The organism is Salinihabitans flavidus (assembly GCF_900110425.1).
In the GTDB taxonomy this organism is placed as follows: Bacteria; Pseudomonadota; Alphaproteobacteria; order Rhodobacterales; family Rhodobacteraceae; genus Salinihabitans; species Salinihabitans flavidus.
The window spans coordinates 1-15,534 of sequence record NZ_FODS01000040.1 but is presented as its reverse complement, the minus strand read 5'-3'; the positions used below and the strand labels follow the sequence as shown (position 1 = coordinate 15,534).

At 63.5% G+C, this 15,534-nt stretch carries 18 protein-coding genes; 3 read left to right on the top strand and 15 right to left on the bottom strand.

Annotated features, from left to right (window positions below; translation table 11 throughout):
- Positions 1-284, top strand: a 284-nt coding sequence (locus tag BMW66_RS18520; RefSeq protein WP_139196265.1) for an integrase core domain-containing protein, incomplete at its 5' end; no start/stop codon positions are given.
- Between the two features lie 203 nt (positions 285-487).
- On the opposite strand, the gene BMW66_RS18515 is transcribed toward BMW66_RS18520, so the two are convergent.
- The 15 genes from BMW66_RS18515 to BMW66_RS18445 all read right to left on the bottom strand — a co-directional run bounded on the left by BMW66_RS18515 (position 488) and on the right by BMW66_RS18445 (position 12,872).
- Entirely contained in the window at positions 488-2,212 is a 1,725-nt protein-coding gene (locus tag BMW66_RS18515; protein WP_093120604.1) for a putative bifunctional diguanylate cyclase/phosphodiesterase, read from the bottom strand.
- Positions 2,209-2,673 (bottom strand): response regulator, encoded by a 465-nt coding sequence (locus BMW66_RS18510; protein ID WP_217639340.1) that lies wholly within the window; start codon positions 2,671-2,673, stop codon positions 2,209-2,211. Before BMW66_RS18510 ends, BMW66_RS18515 begins: the two co-directional genes overlap by 4 nt.
- The gene (locus BMW66_RS18505) at positions 2,670-4,166 is read right to left on the bottom strand and encodes a sensor histidine kinase (protein ID WP_093120602.1); all 1,497 of its coding nucleotides are present in this window, start codon (positions 4,164-4,166) and stop codon (positions 2,670-2,672) included. The genes BMW66_RS18510 and BMW66_RS18505 overlap by 4 nt, the downstream gene beginning before the upstream one ends.
- Positions 4,167-4,609: 443 nt before the next feature.
- Positions 4,610-5,644 carry an energy transducer TonB gene (locus BMW66_RS18500; RefSeq protein ID WP_245729553.1) on the bottom strand — a complete coding sequence of 345 codons (1,035 nt, stop codon included), beginning with the start codon at positions 5,642-5,644 and terminating at the stop codon, positions 4,610-4,612.
- A complete protein-coding gene (locus tag BMW66_RS18495; protein ID WP_093120600.1) occupies positions 5,641-6,027 on the bottom strand; it encodes an ExbD/TolR family protein in 387 nt (128 codons plus the stop codon). The genes BMW66_RS18500 and BMW66_RS18495 overlap by 4 nt, the downstream gene beginning before the upstream one ends.
- Complete coding sequence (locus tag BMW66_RS18490; RefSeq protein WP_093120599.1) at positions 6,024-6,371, bottom strand: biopolymer transporter ExbD; 348 nt, start codon at positions 6,369-6,371, stop codon at positions 6,024-6,026. Before BMW66_RS18490 ends, BMW66_RS18495 begins: the two co-directional genes overlap by 4 nt.
- A gap of 25 nt (positions 6,372-6,396) precedes the next feature.
- Positions 6,397-7,047: a MotA/TolQ/ExbB proton channel family protein gene (locus tag BMW66_RS18485; RefSeq protein WP_093120598.1), complete on the bottom strand. Its 651-nt coding sequence runs from the start codon at positions 7,045-7,047 to the stop codon at positions 6,397-6,399.
- A complete protein-coding gene (locus BMW66_RS18480; RefSeq protein WP_093120597.1) occupies positions 7,044-7,454 on the bottom strand; it encodes a hypothetical protein in 411 nt (136 codons plus the stop codon). Before BMW66_RS18480 ends, BMW66_RS18485 begins: the two co-directional genes overlap by 4 nt.
- Before the next feature lie 143 nt (positions 7,455-7,597).
- Positions 7,598-7,786: a hypothetical protein gene (locus BMW66_RS18475; RefSeq protein WP_139196263.1), complete on the bottom strand. Its 189-nt coding sequence runs from the start codon at positions 7,784-7,786 to the stop codon at positions 7,598-7,600.
- 191 nt (positions 7,787-7,977) lie between these two features.
- On the bottom strand, positions 7,978-8,304 hold the full coding sequence (gene hmuQ, locus BMW66_RS18470; protein ID WP_093120594.1) for a heme-degrading protein HmuQ: 327 nt from the start codon (positions 8,302-8,304) through the stop codon (positions 7,978-7,980).
- A 13-nt stretch (positions 8,305-8,317) separates the two neighbouring features.
- Positions 8,318-9,076 carry a ChaN family lipoprotein gene (locus BMW66_RS18465; protein WP_093120593.1) on the bottom strand — a complete coding sequence of 253 codons (759 nt, stop codon included), beginning with the start codon at positions 9,074-9,076 and terminating at the stop codon, positions 8,318-8,320.
- Between the two features lie 6 nt (positions 9,077-9,082).
- Positions 9,083-9,862: a heme ABC transporter ATP-binding protein gene (locus tag BMW66_RS18460; RefSeq protein ID WP_093120592.1), complete on the bottom strand. Its 780-nt coding sequence runs from the start codon at positions 9,860-9,862 to the stop codon at positions 9,083-9,085.
- Positions 9,862-10,929, bottom strand: coding sequence for a FecCD family ABC transporter permease (locus BMW66_RS18455; RefSeq protein ID WP_093120590.1), 1,068 nt, complete (start codon positions 10,927-10,929; stop codon positions 9,862-9,864). Before BMW66_RS18455 ends, BMW66_RS18460 begins: the two co-directional genes overlap by 1 nt.
- Before the next feature lie 3 nt (positions 10,930-10,932).
- The gene (locus BMW66_RS18450; protein ID WP_093120589.1) at positions 10,933-11,823 is read right to left on the bottom strand and encodes a heme/hemin ABC transporter substrate-binding protein; all 891 of its coding nucleotides are present in this window, start codon (positions 11,821-11,823) and stop codon (positions 10,933-10,935) included.
- On the bottom strand, positions 11,820-12,872 hold the full coding sequence (locus tag BMW66_RS18445) for a hemin-degrading factor (protein WP_093120587.1): 1,053 nt from the start codon (positions 12,870-12,872) through the stop codon (positions 11,820-11,822). Before BMW66_RS18445 ends, BMW66_RS18450 begins: the two co-directional genes overlap by 4 nt.
- Before the next feature lie 194 nt (positions 12,873-13,066).
- On the opposite strand from BMW66_RS18445, the gene BMW66_RS18440 reads away from it, so the two are divergent.
- The gene (locus BMW66_RS18440) at positions 13,067-15,091 is read left to right on the top strand and encodes a TonB-dependent receptor domain-containing protein (protein WP_093120586.1); all 2,025 of its coding nucleotides are present in this window, start codon (positions 13,067-13,069) and stop codon (positions 15,089-15,091) included.
- A gap of 193 nt (positions 15,092-15,284) precedes the next feature.
- Positions 15,285-15,534 (top strand): helix-turn-helix domain-containing protein (locus BMW66_RS18435; RefSeq protein WP_342741891.1); only part of this gene is annotated, 250 nt, incomplete at its 3' end.

The following is a 15,534-nucleotide window of genomic DNA, read 5'->3' as shown; positions in this document are numbered from 1 at the left end:
GATACACCGAGCGGCTCGCCGAGGCCGGCATCGACACATCAGTCGGCAGCGTCGGGGATTCCTACGACAACGCCCTCGCCGAAAGCATCATCGGCCTGTTCAAGACCGAGGTCATCAAGTTCCTTGGCCCCTGGAAGTCCGTTGGTCAGGTCGAATGGGAAACCCTGAAATGGGTCGACTGGTATAACAACACCCGCCTGCACAGCGCCATTGGCTACGTCACGCCGCAAGAAGCAGAGGAGGCCTTCTATGCAAGCTTGAATGCCGTCGAAAAAGTAGCCTAATCATTGAACCAGAAACTCTCCGGTAAACCCGGGGCGGTTCACGCAGCGCAGAGCGACCTCCCCGTGCAGGCAGCGACCTGACCCAATGAAAGCCCCGCCCTCAGCAAGCGAGTGACTGCCGTACCTGGCACGCCGATCCCCGCTGCGCAAAGCCTGCAAAAGGGATTGCGACGGTGCTGCTCGCGTTGCAACGCTGGTATCGGTCAGACGCTGTTTGAAAGCAAAAGGCGCTGGGTAAAGACCGAAGACGGCAGAGGCCTGCTGAAATAGTAGCCTTGCCCCTCATCGCAGCCGCGATTCTTGATGAACTGAAGCTCTTCCTTCGTTTCCACGCCCTCGGCAACGACCCGCAGCTTGAGTGTGTGGGCCATGTTTATGATGGTGGTCACCAGCGTGCTTTTCGCCCCTACCGCGCTGATCTGGCGGATGAACGACTGGTCGATCTTGAGACAATCGACAGGAAATCGCTCAAGGTAGCTCAAACTGGAATAGCCTGTGCCGAAATCATCGAGCGCCATCTGCACCCCCTCGCTTCTGAGAGTTTGAAGGTTGGGCGCGGTCGATTCCGTCCCCTTCATCAGTACGCTCTCCGTCAGTTCGAGTTCGAGTCGTTTCGGGTCCATGCCTGCCTGGCTGAGTATCGCGAACACGCGCTGAGCAAAATTCAACTCGCAAAACTGAACTGCGGAAACATTGACGGCCATGGTCCCAAACCACAGCCCCGCCTCCGCCCAACGTTGAGCCTGCCGGCAGGCTTCGCCAAGAACCCACTCGCCGATCGGCAGGATCAGACGACAATCCTCGGCAATGGGAATGAATTGCGCCGGGGGGATCCATCCTCGGGTGGGATGATTCCAGCGGATCAGCGCTTCCGCACCGCAGGTCAGTCCCGTGGTCAGATCAATCTTGGGCTGGTAGTGGAGCTCCAGTTCCTCACGTTCCAATGCACGGCGCAAGTCGGCTTCGATGGACAGGCGTTCGACAGCTTTCTCGTTCATGGCCGGCTTGAAGAATCGATAGGTATGCCGCCCCATGTCCTTGGCCTGATACATCGCAGTGTCGGCGTTCTTCATCAGTGTTTCGGCGTTGTCGCCATCATCGGGATAAATGCTTATGCCCCCGCTTGCGGTGACGTGAAGATCGTGCTCGTCGACGCTGTGAACTTGCGCCACTGCCTGGAGAATTTTGTTCGCACTGATGGCCGCGTCTTCCGCTCGGGTCACATCAGACAGCAGCACGACGAATTCATCGCCGCCCTGGCGGCTCACCGTGTCGGCACCACGCACGCAATTCAGCAGCCGCCCGGCGATCGACTTGAGAAGCTTGTCGCCCGTCGAATGACCCAGCGAATCGTTGACGTGCTTGAAACCGTCGAGATCCAGAAACAGCACAGCCAGTTTCGTCTTATGGCGTATTGCCAGGGAAATCGCAAAATCGATCCGGTCGTTCAGCAGCACCCGGTTGGGCAGGCCCGTCAGATCGTCGTGCCTGGAAGTATGGGCGATCTGCAGCGCCAGTTCCCGCGCCGTGTCTTCCATGCTCTTGCGCTCCACGGCATAGCGCAAGGCCCGCAGCAACCCGCGCAGGTCGATCTGCCCCTTGATGATGTAGTCCTGCGCGCCTTCCTGCAGGGCCTGCCCGGCAATTTCCTCGTCGTCCAGTCCCGTCAGCACGACAAGAGGCAATCGCGGGGCGGCGGCGCGGGCCCGGCGCACGGCATCGAGCCCTTGAACATCCGGCAATCCCAGATCCAGCAGAACAATGTCGACCGCGTGCTCCTGAAGAAGCAGTTCGGCGTCAGCCATGGTCGTCGCGTGAAGTAATGCGGTGTTGTGTCCGCCTTGCTCATTGAGCATTTCACGCAGCAGACGCGCGTCACCGGCGTTGTCTTCGACCGCCAGAAGCGTTCTCAGGGCGGTTGAGTTCATGTAATCTGCCAGACCTTCGGCAACTTGGCCCGCGTCAGCCAGAATTCGTTTATGCTCTTTACCAAACCCTCAAAGACCTCCAACTCGACAGGCTTGCTGAGATAGCAGTTGGCCTGCAGGTGATAGCTCTTCACGATGTCCGCTTCGGCCTCGGACGTGGTGAGAATGACGGTCGGAATGCTTTTCAGCTTGTCATCCGCCTTGATAAGCGCCAGCACCTCGCGGCCGTCCATCCTTGGCAGGTTCAAATCCAGCAGAATGAGGTCCGGGCGCGGCGCATCGGCGTGGACACCCTCGCGCCGCAGGAATTCCATCGCCTCCACGCCATCCTCGGCGACATGCAGCTTGATCGCAATGTTCGCTTCGCGGAATGCTTCTTGTGTAAGCCGCACATCGCCGGGGCTGTCCTCAACCAATAAGACTTCGGTTGGCATACCATTTGCTCCAATTTGACGGTTCATGTTTGTGTGCTCGCGGCCAGACCAAAACTGAAGGTCGAGCCTTCGCCGACCTGTGAGGCAACAGAAATGGTGCTCCCGTGCCGTTCGACGATCTTCTTGCAGATAGCCAAGCCGATGCCAGTACCCGAGAATTCTTCGCGCTTGTGCAGCCGCTGGAACATGCCGAAGATGCGTTCAAAGTAATGCGGCTCAATTCCCAGGCCGTTGTCCTTGACGGAAAACATCCATTTGTTTTCCGGTCCCCTCGCTGCCGAAACGTGGACGGTCGGCACTCCAGGCTTCTGGTATTTGATCGCATTGGCCACGAGATTCTGGAACAACTGGATCAACTGGATCTCATCGGCGCACACGTCGGGCAGCGGATCGTTGGTCACAAGGGCACCGCTGTCGGCGATGACACCGCCCAGATTGCCCACGGCAAGCTGGAACGCGCGTTCGCTGGAGGTGTCCAGCAATTCCTTTCCCTTCGTCCCGACGCGGGAGTAGATCAGAAGGTCCTGGATCAGGCGTTGCATGCGGCTTGCGCCATCCACGGCGAACTCGATGAACTCATCGGCATCGGAATCAAGTTTACCCTTGTAGCGCCGGGCAAGTAGCTGCGTATAGCTCGACACCATCCGCAACGGTTCCTGCAAATCGTGAGAGGCGATGTCGGCGAAATGGGCAAGCTCTTCGTTCGAACGGCTGAGTTCGTCGATCTTGAGTTGGAGTTGAACCTCGGCAAGTTTGCGGGCGCTGATGTCGCGGATGGCCGCCGTCACAAGCACTTCCTCGTCGTTCCGAAGCGGGCTGAGCATGATCTCGATGGGAAACTCGCTGCCATCCTTGCGGCACGCTGTCAGTTCGATACCCGTGCCGATCTGCTGTGCCATGGCGTCCTCCGCGGATCTTTGCGCGTCGGCGGCCAGACGTTCAGCAAACCCCTGTGGAATGATGCTCGTGATTGTCTTTCCCAAGAGTTCGTCCCGACGATATCGGAACTGCTTTTCAGCCTGCGCATTCACAAGGACGATCTCACCGCCCTCATCCACCACCACCATGGCGTCGGGCGCGGCTTCCAGCAGCCCGCGATACCGCGCCTCCGTTTGCACCAAGTGCTGTTCAGCGGCCTTGCGCACGGTGATGTCCCGAATTGCCGCAGTGACCAGAATGCCGTCGTCACTTTCCAGCGGGCTCAACATGATCTCGATGGGAAATGCGCTGCCATCCTTGCGCAGCGCCGACAGTTCGATGCCGGTGCCGATCTGCTGGGCGAGCGCCGTCGCGGCCGAACGTGTGCCATCGGCGAGCAGGCGCTCGGCGAACCCTTCGGGAATAATTGTCGTGATCTTCTGACCGACAAGTTCATCGCGCCGGTACCCAAGCCGACTCTCCGCCTGTAGGTTCAGCAGGACGATCTCGCCAGTGCCGTTGACGACGACCATGGCGTCGGGGGCGGCTTCGAGCAGGCCGCGGTATCGTGCGTCGGAGTCATGGGAAATGCTGTTCTGCATGGGATTGAAAGTGTCCTTTCAGACCACGACCGCTGAGAGCTGCTGACAATGTGATGATGCGGGAGGCTTGCTCTTTGCGTCTGATCGCAATGATTCGGGTTACGCCAGATGTCGCATTGACCATCTATACAACGGCACGACCCCGAGCATCTACCTGACCTGATGGGCTGGTCAGTTGGCGAGTCCAAACAACCTTTTTCCGGGTGGACTTCTCTCCGACCACGCCTTTGACTCAAGCAGGATGTCCACGACTTGCCCGCATTTCAGGATTGATCCTGCGCGAGGTTCGGGATGGGGCGAAGATGCTCATCTCACTTCACAGGCAGGCTGCAACGACACCAAAGCGGGCCGGCAACGAAAGGTCTTTTGAGGCTCTGTTTTCCTCGGGGGCGAGCCGGCTATTCGCAACTGAACAGGCCCACCGAAGACAACAGGACAGGGTATCAACCGCCCTTGATCTCAATAGAAAACGTGCGCCGTGCCCCGCTGGGCGGTTCGGGAAAGGGCGCGGCATTGCGGACGAGCCGCACCGCCGCCTGATCAAGCGCCCCGTTGCCAGAGCTTTGTGCAAGTGACACCGAGGCAAGTCCGCCACCGCTGGAAATCGTGAAGGCAACCACCACCGTGCCGCGGGCATTCACACGGGGTTTTCCCGCGCGGGCCAGCTTGCGCCTCACAAGGCCCGGGTAATTGCTAGCTGCCGCGTTACCGGCTTCCTTCTGCCTGCCTTCGGTCCCGCTTGACGGGGCGCTGGCCGTTTCGGTTCCTGTCGTCTCGCCTGCGCGGGCATTGCTGGCTGCGCCGGATTGGGTGGGTTGGGCCTTCTGCTTTTTGGCCGGCTGTGGCTTGGTCACTGTCTTGTGCGCCGCCTCAAATGACTTGTCACGCATCCGGGGGCGGAGTGATCGCGCCACCGTGGCATTTGCCGGATCGGCCCCGGTCAGACGCTCCGCCGTGCGGGGTGATGGGCTGGGCTGTGCCTTTGCGGGGGGGAGCGTGTCCGCTGGCAGCGCCGCACGGGCGATATCTGCCGAGGGCAGCGCGGCGATCCTGTCCGGCAGGCTGGGCGGCGCGCCGCCCTCCGGATCGGCCTGCCGGGCGACCGACGCCCGGGCCCGCGCGGCGGGGTCAGCGGATTCGACCTCGACGCGATCGGGGCGATCCGGCGTGACGGCCTCGGTCTCTTCGGGCATCGCCTCCTGTGCGTGTTCAGGCGGCGTCTTGCGCGGCGTCGGCTCTGCCGTCTGCGGTGTGGCACGCTCGACGTCGCTGACGTCCGCCTCGGTGTCAGCCGGTTGCGCGGCAAGCGTTCCGGCGGCCATGTCGGCGAACGCATTGCCAAGGCGCACCTCCGCCGCGCCCGCGGTCCCTTCGCTCTGCGGCGCCTCTGGCGCGACGAGGGTCAGGGCCAGCGCCCCGTGCGCGGCAAGCGCGATCACCAGAGCCGAAGCCTTGGCAATGCGGGACGATGCGATCATTTCAACCCCCTTTCCGTGACGATAACCACCTGCCCGGCCCCCGCCATTTTCAGGCTGCGCCCGATATCCACGAGCGTCGCGGCGGGCAGATCACGATCCGGCACGATCCGAACGCGCGCCCGCGCGTCTTCCGTCATCGACGACAGGATCTCGGTGGCCGAGGTGACGGGCACCCCCTGCCATGTCATGACCCCGTCCGCGTGAACGACCAGCGCATCCGCAGGTGCCGTGCCTTCAAGATCGGCGGTGCGCACCAGCGAGACCCCCTTGTCGATCGGTCGGGCCAGCGTCCCCGCGACCAGAAAGAAAATCAGCATCAGGAACACGATGTTGATCAACGCAATGGTCGGTTCACGCTCCGATTTCCGGGCCATGCGTTTCATGTCGCCTCCAGCACCGTGACCGTGATGTCCGGAACGCCGCGCAGGACCGCGAGCAGATCGGTCAGGCGTTGCGCCGTCACTTCGGCGCGCAGCGCGACGATCACCGGCAGGCCGTCGCCCTCGAACTTCGTCTCGTTCAGCGTCACCGCCACATCATCGAGCGCGTGCTCCTCACCGTTCAGGCGAAGCGTCTGCATCCCGAGCGACAGATAGACCGGCCGCGTTTCGGAGGTGCCGGCCCCGCCGCCTGCGGCAGCCAGTTCAACCTCGGCAAAGCGGGTGAAGGTCGAAGACAGCATGAAGAAAAGCAGCAGCAGGAAAATCACGTCGATGAGGGATGTCATCGACAGCCTGCGCCGCCGCCGCAGCCTACGCACGGGCGGGTTGCGCCGCCGGGTCCGGCGCCATGCGGCCTCCCGCGGGCGCGAGGATCGTGCGCAGAGCCCTCTGGGCAAAGACCCGTTCGGCATCCATCCGCGCTTCGAACCAGCTCAGAATCAGCGCCGTCGGCATGGCGACCGCCAGCCCGACCGCCGTCGTCAGAAGCGCGACCCAGATCCCCCCCGCGAGAATCGATGGATCGACCTGTGCCCCGGCCTCCTGCAACGCCTGAAAGGCCGAGATCATGCCCAGAACCGTCCCGAAAAGCCCCAGCAACGGGGCAAGCTGCGCAACGGAATCGAGCAGCCGCAACCCTGATTCCAGCCGGGCAAACCGCGCCTCCGCTTCCGCCTCCAGTCGTTCAGCGTCGGCGCGCCCGTCCAGCGCCATCTCGACGACCGGACGCAGATAGCTGCGCGAGCGTTCCAGATGCGCACGCGCACCGCTTCGCTCTCCCGCGTCCCAATCGGCAACGGTATCTCGCAGCGCACGGTGACGCCCGACCCCGGCCACCGCGAACTGCCACAGCTTGTACAGCACCACGGAGGCCACCAGAACCGACAGCGCAACAAGCAGCAGAACCACAGGACCGCCCAGGTCGAGGGTCCGAACCAAGGCATCTCGCAGCACCGCAATCATCCCAGAACCTCCACATCCGCGCGGCTTTGCAACTCAAGCCCGTCGGTGCAAGCGTCGGCGGGGATCCCGTCGCCCGTGCAGGTTTCGACCCCGTTGATCAGCAGTCGCCCCAGATCGGCACATGACAGCCCCGGCACCAGGAACTGACGCACCCTGGGCCGGGCGGCCGGAAGCGCGCCGAAGTCAAATAACGTCAGCCTGTCCACCCGCCCTTCGGTATCGAACAGAACGGCCTCATAGACCGCCTGCTCAATATCTGTGTCATGGCCGTTCTGGACGAGGAAACTGATGCGGCAGGCGTCTTCGATCGGCTCCAGCGCATTCAGTTCAATACTGACATGGGCCCCTTGCGCCGTATCGGCCGGGGCCTGCCCGGACAGGCAGGCCAGCGCGGCGCAAAACGCCATAAATTTCGGAGAAAAGCAGGTCACACGTCAGCCCCCTGTTCAGTGCATGGACAGTATGGCTGGGGCGATGACGCCTTGGCTGTTTCGCGTTGACTCCTACCACCCGGTTGAAGGTCAGGCAATACCTGACAAAAAGACTTTGCTTAATTCAAATCGCCGTTATGGCCGTCGTTTTCGGGTCGCGCCGACCTGTCGCGTTGCAGGTCGATCAAGTGTTCCAGCGCAAACCCCTCGACGGCCATCGCGTCCGCGCCCGACGATATGAGTTCTCGCCAGTTGGCTTGCCGGGTGCGATGCTCCTCCGAGGTGCTGTTCTGCTTAGGTATCTTCACGTCACTCTCCAGTCTTCCGACAACCGGACCCCCGAGACGGGGCCGGGATGAACGCTGGCGATCCATCCTGTTGCGGCAATCCTGCGACACACCCGAATCGACCGTTTCGCAACCTCCTTAGCATCCATTACCTTATTGTTTCAGTCAAGATAGTCGGAATGCCGTGGCCATCTGCCTGACAAGGGACCGGGTCACGCGGGTTGCACCGCGTCGATCCTCTGGATCGCGGTGAACCCTTCGAACCGGGGGGAACCCTGATGCAGCTTGCGGCTCTCTCCGGCACGGGAATGGGCGGCGCGAAACGCGTCGCTGCGGGTCCATGCGCGGAAATGCTCCTCGGTCTGCCAGACAGTGTGCGAGGCATAGAGAACCGTGCCATCCTCTTCCGGCCCCTTCAGCATATGGAAGGACACGAACCCCTCCATATCCTGCAAACGGCTTTCGCGCGACAGCCAGAGATCCTCGAATTCGGCGGCGTTTTCCAAAGGCACGGTAAAACGGTTCATGGCGAGATACATCGGTGAAGTCTCCTTAGTTGGTCGTGAGGGAAAGACAGGGGTCGTCGCGCTCGGCCGGGGGCACGACGTGGGTTTCGTCGAAAGGCATGTCCGTCTCACCCTCGACAAAAGCAACGGAACGCGTGCTCACCTCGGGCGCGACCCGCGCGATCACGGCAGGCACCCCCCAATCGGTGCGCGCGTGGCCATTGCCCGCGATCACGGCGACGGGCGGGCCGTAGGTGTCCAGCGCCTCCAGCGCCGCGCGGGCAAAGACAGCGTCACGGTAGCGCTGGACCTCGACCATACCGGCCATCATTTCGCGCGGCATCGCCTCGCAATGGGCCGCGAACTGATGCGCCTCGCGCGCGGCCTGCTGATCCTCGGGCAGCGGGGCGTCCAGCCCGAACCGCCCGGCATCCGCCCCGAACAACGCCGCCGCGCCCTTGCCATAGACGTCGCCGATCGTTTCACGCGGGGCGGCGGCGCCAACGATCCGCGCGTCGCCGAGCGCCTCGAAAATCGGCTCATAGAGCGAATATTCCGGCCAGTCGCTTTGCGCCCAGATCGACGGGATCTTCCCGCGATCTGCATCGGCCTTGCGCGCCTCGTCGGACGTGAGCATCTCGAAGACAACCGCGCTCGGATTCAATGCCTCCAGCGCTTCTGCCTGCCGCCTGTGGGCGTCGACGTTGTCATGCACCTCGCCCAGAAGCACGATGTCCGGCGATGTTTCTGCCGCTGCGGTCGTGGCGAACACGACGAAAAGAAGGGTCGCATAAAACTGTTTCATGACACCTCAGGCTAGTGCCGCATGCGGCAGGATGAAAGGAACGCCTTCGGGCGGGGGCGCGGATACCCGCAACGCACAGCCATAGGCGAGCGACAGAGTCTCATCGGTCATGACCTCGGCAGGCGCGCCAAAGGCAAGCAGGCGCCCCTCTGACAATACCGCCACGCAGTCGGCGAAAAGCGCCGTCAGGTTGAGATCGTGCATCACCGCAACCACCCCGCCTCCGGCGCGGGCGAACTCGCGGGCAATCTCCATCACCTGCAACTGATGCGCAATGTCGAGGCTGGCCACCGGCTCATCCAGAAGCAGCCACCGGGGTTGCCCGTCCTCGACCGGCGCCCAGACCTGCGCCAGCACGCGGGCCAGCATCACGCGCTGCGCTTCGCCGCCCGACAGATCCTGAAAATAGCGGTCCGCATACTGGGCAAGACCCACGCGCGCCAGCGCTTGCATCGGCACCTCCGGCCGGTCGCCCGCAGTGCCCGATTGCAGACCCAGCCGGACCACCTCCAGCACCTTGAACGGAAAGGCGAGCCGCGAGGATTGCGGCAAGACCGCCCGCTGCGCCGCCAGCGCCCAGGGCTTCTGTCCCTCGACCTCCCGCCCGTTCAGCCGAACGGTGCCGTCATGCGGCAGGCTGGCCGTGATGGCCCCGAGCAGGGTGGATTTGCCTGACCCGTTCGGCCCGACGATGGCCGTGACCTCCCCCGCACGGGCGGTCAGATCCACGCCGCGCAGCGCCTCGAACGGGCCATAGCGGACGCGAATATCCCTTGCTTCCAGCATCACAGATCCACAAGCCCCCGGCGTTTCAGAAGAATCCATAGAAACACGGGCGCCCCCAGAACCGCCGTCACAATCCCGATAGGCAGTTCAGCGGGCGCGATCACCACGCGGGCGATCACATCGGCAAGGATCAGCAGGCTTGCCCCCAGAAGCGCGGAATTGAGCAGAAGCGTGCGATGATCCGGCCCCGAGGCAAGTCGCAGCAGGTGCGGCACGACGATACCGACGAACCCAATCCCGCCAGACACGGCCACCGCCGCGCCGGTGGCCCCGGCCACCGAAAGGATGGCGACATTCTTCATGCGCTGCACATCGATTCCGATATGGGCTGCCGTCGCCTCGCCAAGCGCCAGCCCGTTCAGCCCACGGCCCAGCACCAGCGCCGCGCCGATGGACAGCACGATCAGCGGACCAGCCGCGAAGACCTTGGCCCAGCTTGCCCCGGTCAGCGACCCCAGACCCCAGAATGTCAGGTCGCGCAGCTGCCGGTCGTCGGCGATATAGACAAGGATCCCCGACAGCGCCCCGGCCAGCGCACCAAGCGCGATCCCGGCCAGCAGCATCGTCGCCACCGACGTCCGGCCATGCCGTGTCGACACCCGGTACAGAAGGATCGTCGACCCCCAACCCCCCAGAAAGGCGGCAAAGGGCGTAAGCTGATTGCCGACCAGGTTGATGATCCAGACCGGAAGAAGCGCGCCCAGAACGATGGCGAGGATCGCGCCAAGCCCGGCGCCGGCCCCGACGCCAACGATCCCCGGATCGGCCAGCGGGTTGCGGAACAACCCCTGCATCGCCGCCCCCGACACCGCCAGCGCAGCACCGACAAGCACACCCATCGCAAGGCGCGGCAGGCGAATGTCGAACAGCACGACCCGCTCCATCTGGCTGAGCGCCTCGCCTCCGATCAGTTTGCCGAGCATCGCGGTCAACGTCACGTCGGTCGCGCCGACCTGAAGGCTGGCAAGCGCACAAAGCGCCAGCACCCCGGCCAGAACACCATGCAATGCCCGCGCACGCCCCAGACGGTCGCGCGGCGGTGCCGCACTGTCCGCGATCAAAGCCATGGATCAGGCTCCCTCACCATAGAGCGCCTCGTTCAACCGCGTGACCGCTTCGGCGGTGCGCGGGCCGAACCCCAGCATCAGCAGCCCGTCCATGCGCACCACGGCGCGGGATTGCGCCGCCGGGGTCATACGGATCGCGGGCATATCGAACAGCTCATCGTCCGCGACGCCATGATCGCCGCCCCGGTCCATCATCAGGATCACATCGGGGGCGGCAAGTCCCACCGCCTCGTCGGTGATCTGCTTGTAGCCATGGTAGTCGGAAACCGCGTTCACCCCGCCCGCCATGCGGATAAGCGCATCCGCAGCCGTGCCGGTGCCGCTGGCATTGATCTTGCCGCCCTGTGTCGAGATCACGAAAAGCACCCGCTTTTTCTCTCCGTCCGCGCGCTCTGCCCGTTGCATGGCGGCTTCCAGCTCCGCGCCCACCTCGGCGGCCAGTTGCGCGCCGCGCTCCGGCACATCGAGCGCATCCGCCACGACCTCGATCTTTCGCAGGATGCCATCGGCGTCAAAGGCGTCCGGAACCTCCACGAAACGCACATCGGCGGCCCGGATCACCTCCAGCGCCTCTGGCGGGCCCGCGCCCTCCCCCGAAAGGATCAGCTCGGGACCGACCGACAGGACACCCTCGGGCGACAGCGCCCGCATATATCCAACGTCGGGCAGGTTCGTGACCGCCTCGGGGTAGGTCGATGTGGTATCGCGCGCCCTGAGCCGGTGCTGCTGATCCAGCGCCACCACGATCTCCGTGACCGCGCCGCCGATGGACAGCACATCGGCGTGTGGGTTCGGTGCGGTCTGCTGTGCCGCCACCGTCATCGCGAAGAAGACGCCGAAACCGGCGGTCCAGAGCGCCGCGAACTTCGCGAATCCGTCATTGCACCGTTTCATGCTGCCACCTCTTCGGCTGCCGGCAACCCCTCGACGATCCGGCCCCATGCGGGCCGCGAATCGCGCCCCTCCTTGCCCACACCGAAGGCCTGGAAGATCAGCCCGCCGTCGGCATCGAACGCCTCGACCGAAACGGCCGGGCCGCGCTGTGTCGGCTTTTCCACCGCCCAGACCTCGGCCACCTTGTCGAGCCGCAGATGCAGGTTGAAGCCCGGGTCCATCACGTTCTGCCACGGCCCCATCGGGCGCAGCGTATGGATCGGACCGTTGTGGATCTGGATGCAGCCCCGGTTGCCGACAAAGACCATCACCTCGATCCCGGCCGCCTGCACCGCTTCCAGCATGGCGTTGACCGCACCGGGATCGAGGTGCCGGACAAACGGCGCCCCCGCGATCCGATAGGCCCCCAGCCGGTTCATCTTGAGCTTGGAACAAAGCCGCAGAAACTGATGCGTGTCGGTCAGCCGCGCCCATTCGCGGCGCAGGATCTCGGCCTTTTCGGGCACGGATTTCGCGGTCTCGACCGGCTTGCGCGGCGCCACCTGCTGCCCTTCGGTCTGATCCTCCGACCTGAGATCGGCCAGCACAACATGCCATGCATCATGGTCCGACGCCTCGCGCAGATGGATCTTGTGCACCGCATCGCCCGCCGCGTCGAAGACCTGCAAGGAGCGGCGCGCGCCCTGCTCGCCATGTGTCTCCACCGCGTAGGCATGCACCCAGTGCGACGGGAAGATCCGCAGGTCGATCTCCTCGGTCAGCACCATCGCGGCATGGGGGCCGGGATGATAATTGCTGTAGCGGCCGACCTTTTCGTGAACGCAGGCATCGACACGCGTCAGCGCCATCACCTCGCCGAGCCGTTCGGCGGCGGGCATCAGGACATCGGGATGCGCGGCAATGCGGCTGACCCCCTGTCCGATACGGGCGGCGACAAGCTGCGCCTCGGAAATACCGATCTTGTCGGCCAGATCACGGGCACGAAGGTTCGGATGATCCGCGGCTGCGGCGCGGATCTGTTCGGGCGTGGGGACGTCTTGGTCGGCCATGTGTACCTCGGGTGATGTTGGATTGGTGGCTTCGTCCGAGGTCGGAACGTGGCTGCTGCAAATTACTTGACTGTTCTAGTCAACTTCCTTTACGGGTTCAACCCATTGCGATCAGATCCATCGCGAAACATCACCGACGCCGCGCCAGCCTTTGCAAGCTACGGCCCTTACCAATACTCGAAGGAAGGCGCTCCATGTCTCATTCCCTATTGCGCGGCACGACCGCGCTTGTTTGTCTTTCGCTGGCGCTCCCCGCCGCGGCGCAGGACGATTCCGGTTTTCTCGGCACACTCATTCTGACGGGCGGCAAGCGTGACCTCAGCTTCGGCACGGCACTGTCGCGCACTGTCGTCAATGAGGAAGAGATCGAGGACCGGCAAGCCTCGACCGTCGCGCAGCTTATCGATTCCGTTCCAGGGGTTACGCTCGTGAACGGCACCACACCGCAGGGCTCGGGCATCAACATCCGCGGCTTTGGCGCAAACACCACCTACGGCACCGACCAGAAGATCGCCGTGATGATCGATGGGGCCAGCGTCGGCTCCGAAGAGCTGTATCGCATCGGCACACAGCTTTTCACCGACCCCTTGCTATACAAGGAGGTCGAGGTGCTGCGCGGGACCATCGGCAGCTTTGCCTACGGGTCGGGAATCGTCGGCGGTGTCGTGAAGCTGGAGACCAAGGATCCGATGGACTACACCGGCGGCGTTCCCGGCTTCGGCGGCTCGCAGGCATTTGAATTCAGTTCGAACGATGAGGGCAAGGTCAGTTCGACGACGCTGGCCTGGCAGCCGACGGAACGGGCCGGGTTCCTGCTCAACTATACCTGGCGCGACCAAGACGACCTGACAGCGGGCGACGGCACGACCATCGGCAACAGCGCGTTCCAGACGCCCTCCGGGCTGGCCAAGGCAACCTTCTCCTTTGGCGAGTCGGACGAACACACGCTTTCCTTCAGCTATTCGCAAACCGTCGCCGACGACAAGGACGTGCCCTATGACCAGTTCGACACGAGCGGCGGCACATTCGGCAACGTGGACCGGCTCACCGACACAAGCCAGGCTGTGATCGACTACCGATTCAATCCTGCAAACGATCTGATCGACCTGCGCGCGAACCTGTCCTATGCCGACCAGATCATCGAATACGACTACGTGCCCGGATCTTCCCCGCTGGAAGGCACACCGACCTTCCCGTTCCTTCTGCGCACGGTAGAGGCCGATCAGCGATATGAAACGACCAAATTCACCCTGTCCAACAGGTCGCTGTTCAACACCGGATCGGTGCAGCACGACATGATGAGCGGGGTCGAACTGATCCGGCGCGATCGGGCCGACAACGTCGACGCTGGCGCGCCGGGCGGAGTGGACAATCGCCTTGCGGTCTTTGTCGTCGACGAAATGACAATGGGCCAGTTCTCCGTGACTCCCGCCGTGCGCTACGAGAAGTCCAGGGTCGAGAGCGCGGGCGCCTTCGGCACGTTCAGGAACGACGCGCTGATGGGCGGTCTCGCGCTGTCCTATGATCTGGGCAACGGCGTCTCGGTCTTCGGCTCGGCGGCCTATACCGAGGGGCTTCCGATCATTGACGATCTGGGGGCCACGCCGACCGCGCTCTATCGCATGAACACCCCGGAAAAATCCCGCACCTTCGAGATCGGGGCGGAATACACCGGCACCGACGTGTTCAGCGCCGGGGACCGCTTCTCCATACGCGGCAATGCCTACGCGACTCGGCTTTGGGACGTGACGAGTTACACAGTGGCGGGGTCGACCTCGCAGAACCTCGATCACGTCTATTCCGAAGGGGTCGAACTCGAAGCGTCCTACGGGCTGGCGAACGGGGTCTATTTCGATCTTGCCGGCCACGTGGTCCAAGGGTCGGAACACAACCCCGACGGCACCAGCACGGTCTGGCGCAATACACCTGCCGACCGGGTGCAACTGACCGTCGGACGGAAATGGGGCGATGACCTGGACCTGAGCTGGGAGGTCGTGCATTCCGCCGACAAACGCGACGCGCTTGGCGGCGGCCTGTCCGACAGCACGGTGCACAATCTGCGCGCGACATGGCGTCCCGATCATGGGGTTCTCGACGGAACAGAAGTGCGGTTCGGCATCGAGAACGCATTCGATCTGGACCACATCGGACACCTGTCCTCGCCGACGCGCAAATCGCCCGGACGCACCTTCAAGGTGTCACTGTCCAAGACGTTCTGACCGGCAGGGGCGGCCGGATTTCCGGTCGCCCCGAACCGTCCGCGCCCCCGGCCAAACGTCACGCATTTCTGACCCAGACCGGACCTTCTCCGCGACCTAGGTGTCCCATCCCGGATGATCATATAGACCCTCGCCGAACTGCATTGTTCATGGCAAGATCGATCCTGCGCGAGGTTCGGGACGGGGAAATGACATGCTGATCTCTCTTCACAAGCAGGCCACCACGACGCCGAAGGTGCGGGCGGCGATCCAGGCGAGCACTGAGCCGGCGTGGGTCGTGGCGGAGCGCTACGGCATCTCCGAGCAGACCGTTTGGAAGTGGCGCAAGCGCGACAGCGTGCAGGATCGCAGCCACACGGCGCGCCGGTTGCAGACGACGCTGACGCCGACGCAGGAGGCTGTGGCGGTTTCCTTGCGCAAGAGCCTGTTGCTGCCGCTCGACG

Excerpts from the sequence above, each read along its gene's own strand:
- BMW66_RS18515 (WP_093120604.1), bottom strand. The coding sequence starts at position 2,212 with ATGAACTCAACCGCCCTGAGAACGCTTCTGGCGGTCGAAGACAACGCC.
- BMW66_RS18510 (WP_217639340.1), bottom strand. The coding sequence starts at position 2,673 with ATGAACCGTCAAATTGGAGCAAATGGTATGCCAACCGAAGTCTTATTG.
- BMW66_RS18505 (WP_093120602.1), bottom strand. The coding sequence starts at position 4,166 with ATGCAGAACAGCATTTCCCATGACTCCGACGCACGATACCGCGGCCTG.
- BMW66_RS18500 (WP_245729553.1), bottom strand. The coding sequence starts at position 5,644 with ATGATCGCATCGTCCCGCATTGCCAAGGCTTCGGCTCTGGTGATCGCG.
- BMW66_RS18495 (WP_093120600.1), bottom strand. The coding sequence starts at position 6,027 with ATGAAACGCATGGCCCGGAAATCGGAGCGTGAACCGACCATTGCGTTG.
- BMW66_RS18490 (WP_093120599.1), bottom strand. The coding sequence starts at position 6,371 with ATGACATCCCTCATCGACGTGATTTTCCTGCTGCTGCTTTTCTTCATG.
- BMW66_RS18485 (WP_093120598.1), bottom strand. The coding sequence starts at position 7,047 with ATGATTGCGGTGCTGCGAGATGCCTTGGTTCGGACCCTCGACCTGGGC.
- BMW66_RS18480 (WP_093120597.1), bottom strand. The coding sequence starts at position 7,454 with ATGGCGTTTTGCGCCGCGCTGGCCTGCCTGTCCGGGCAGGCCCCGGCC.
- hmuQ (WP_093120594.1), bottom strand. The coding sequence starts at position 8,304 with ATGTATCTCGCCATGAACCGTTTTACCGTGCCTTTGGAAAACGCCGCC.
- BMW66_RS18465 (WP_093120593.1), bottom strand. The coding sequence starts at position 9,076 with ATGAAACAGTTTTATGCGACCCTTCTTTTCGTCGTGTTCGCCACGACC.
- BMW66_RS18460 (WP_093120592.1), bottom strand. The coding sequence starts at position 9,862 with ATGCTGGAAGCAAGGGATATTCGCGTCCGCTATGGCCCGTTCGAGGCG.
- BMW66_RS18455 (WP_093120590.1), bottom strand. The coding sequence starts at position 10,929 with ATGGCTTTGATCGCGGACAGTGCGGCACCGCCGCGCGACCGTCTGGGG.
- BMW66_RS18450 (WP_093120589.1), bottom strand. The coding sequence starts at position 11,823 with ATGAAACGGTGCAATGACGGATTCGCGAAGTTCGCGGCGCTCTGGACC.
- BMW66_RS18445 (WP_093120587.1), bottom strand. The coding sequence starts at position 12,872 with ATGGCCGACCAAGACGTCCCCACGCCCGAACAGATCCGCGCCGCAGCC.
- BMW66_RS18440 (WP_093120586.1), top strand. The coding sequence starts at position 13,067 with ATGTCTCATTCCCTATTGCGCGGCACGACCGCGCTTGTTTGTCTTTCG.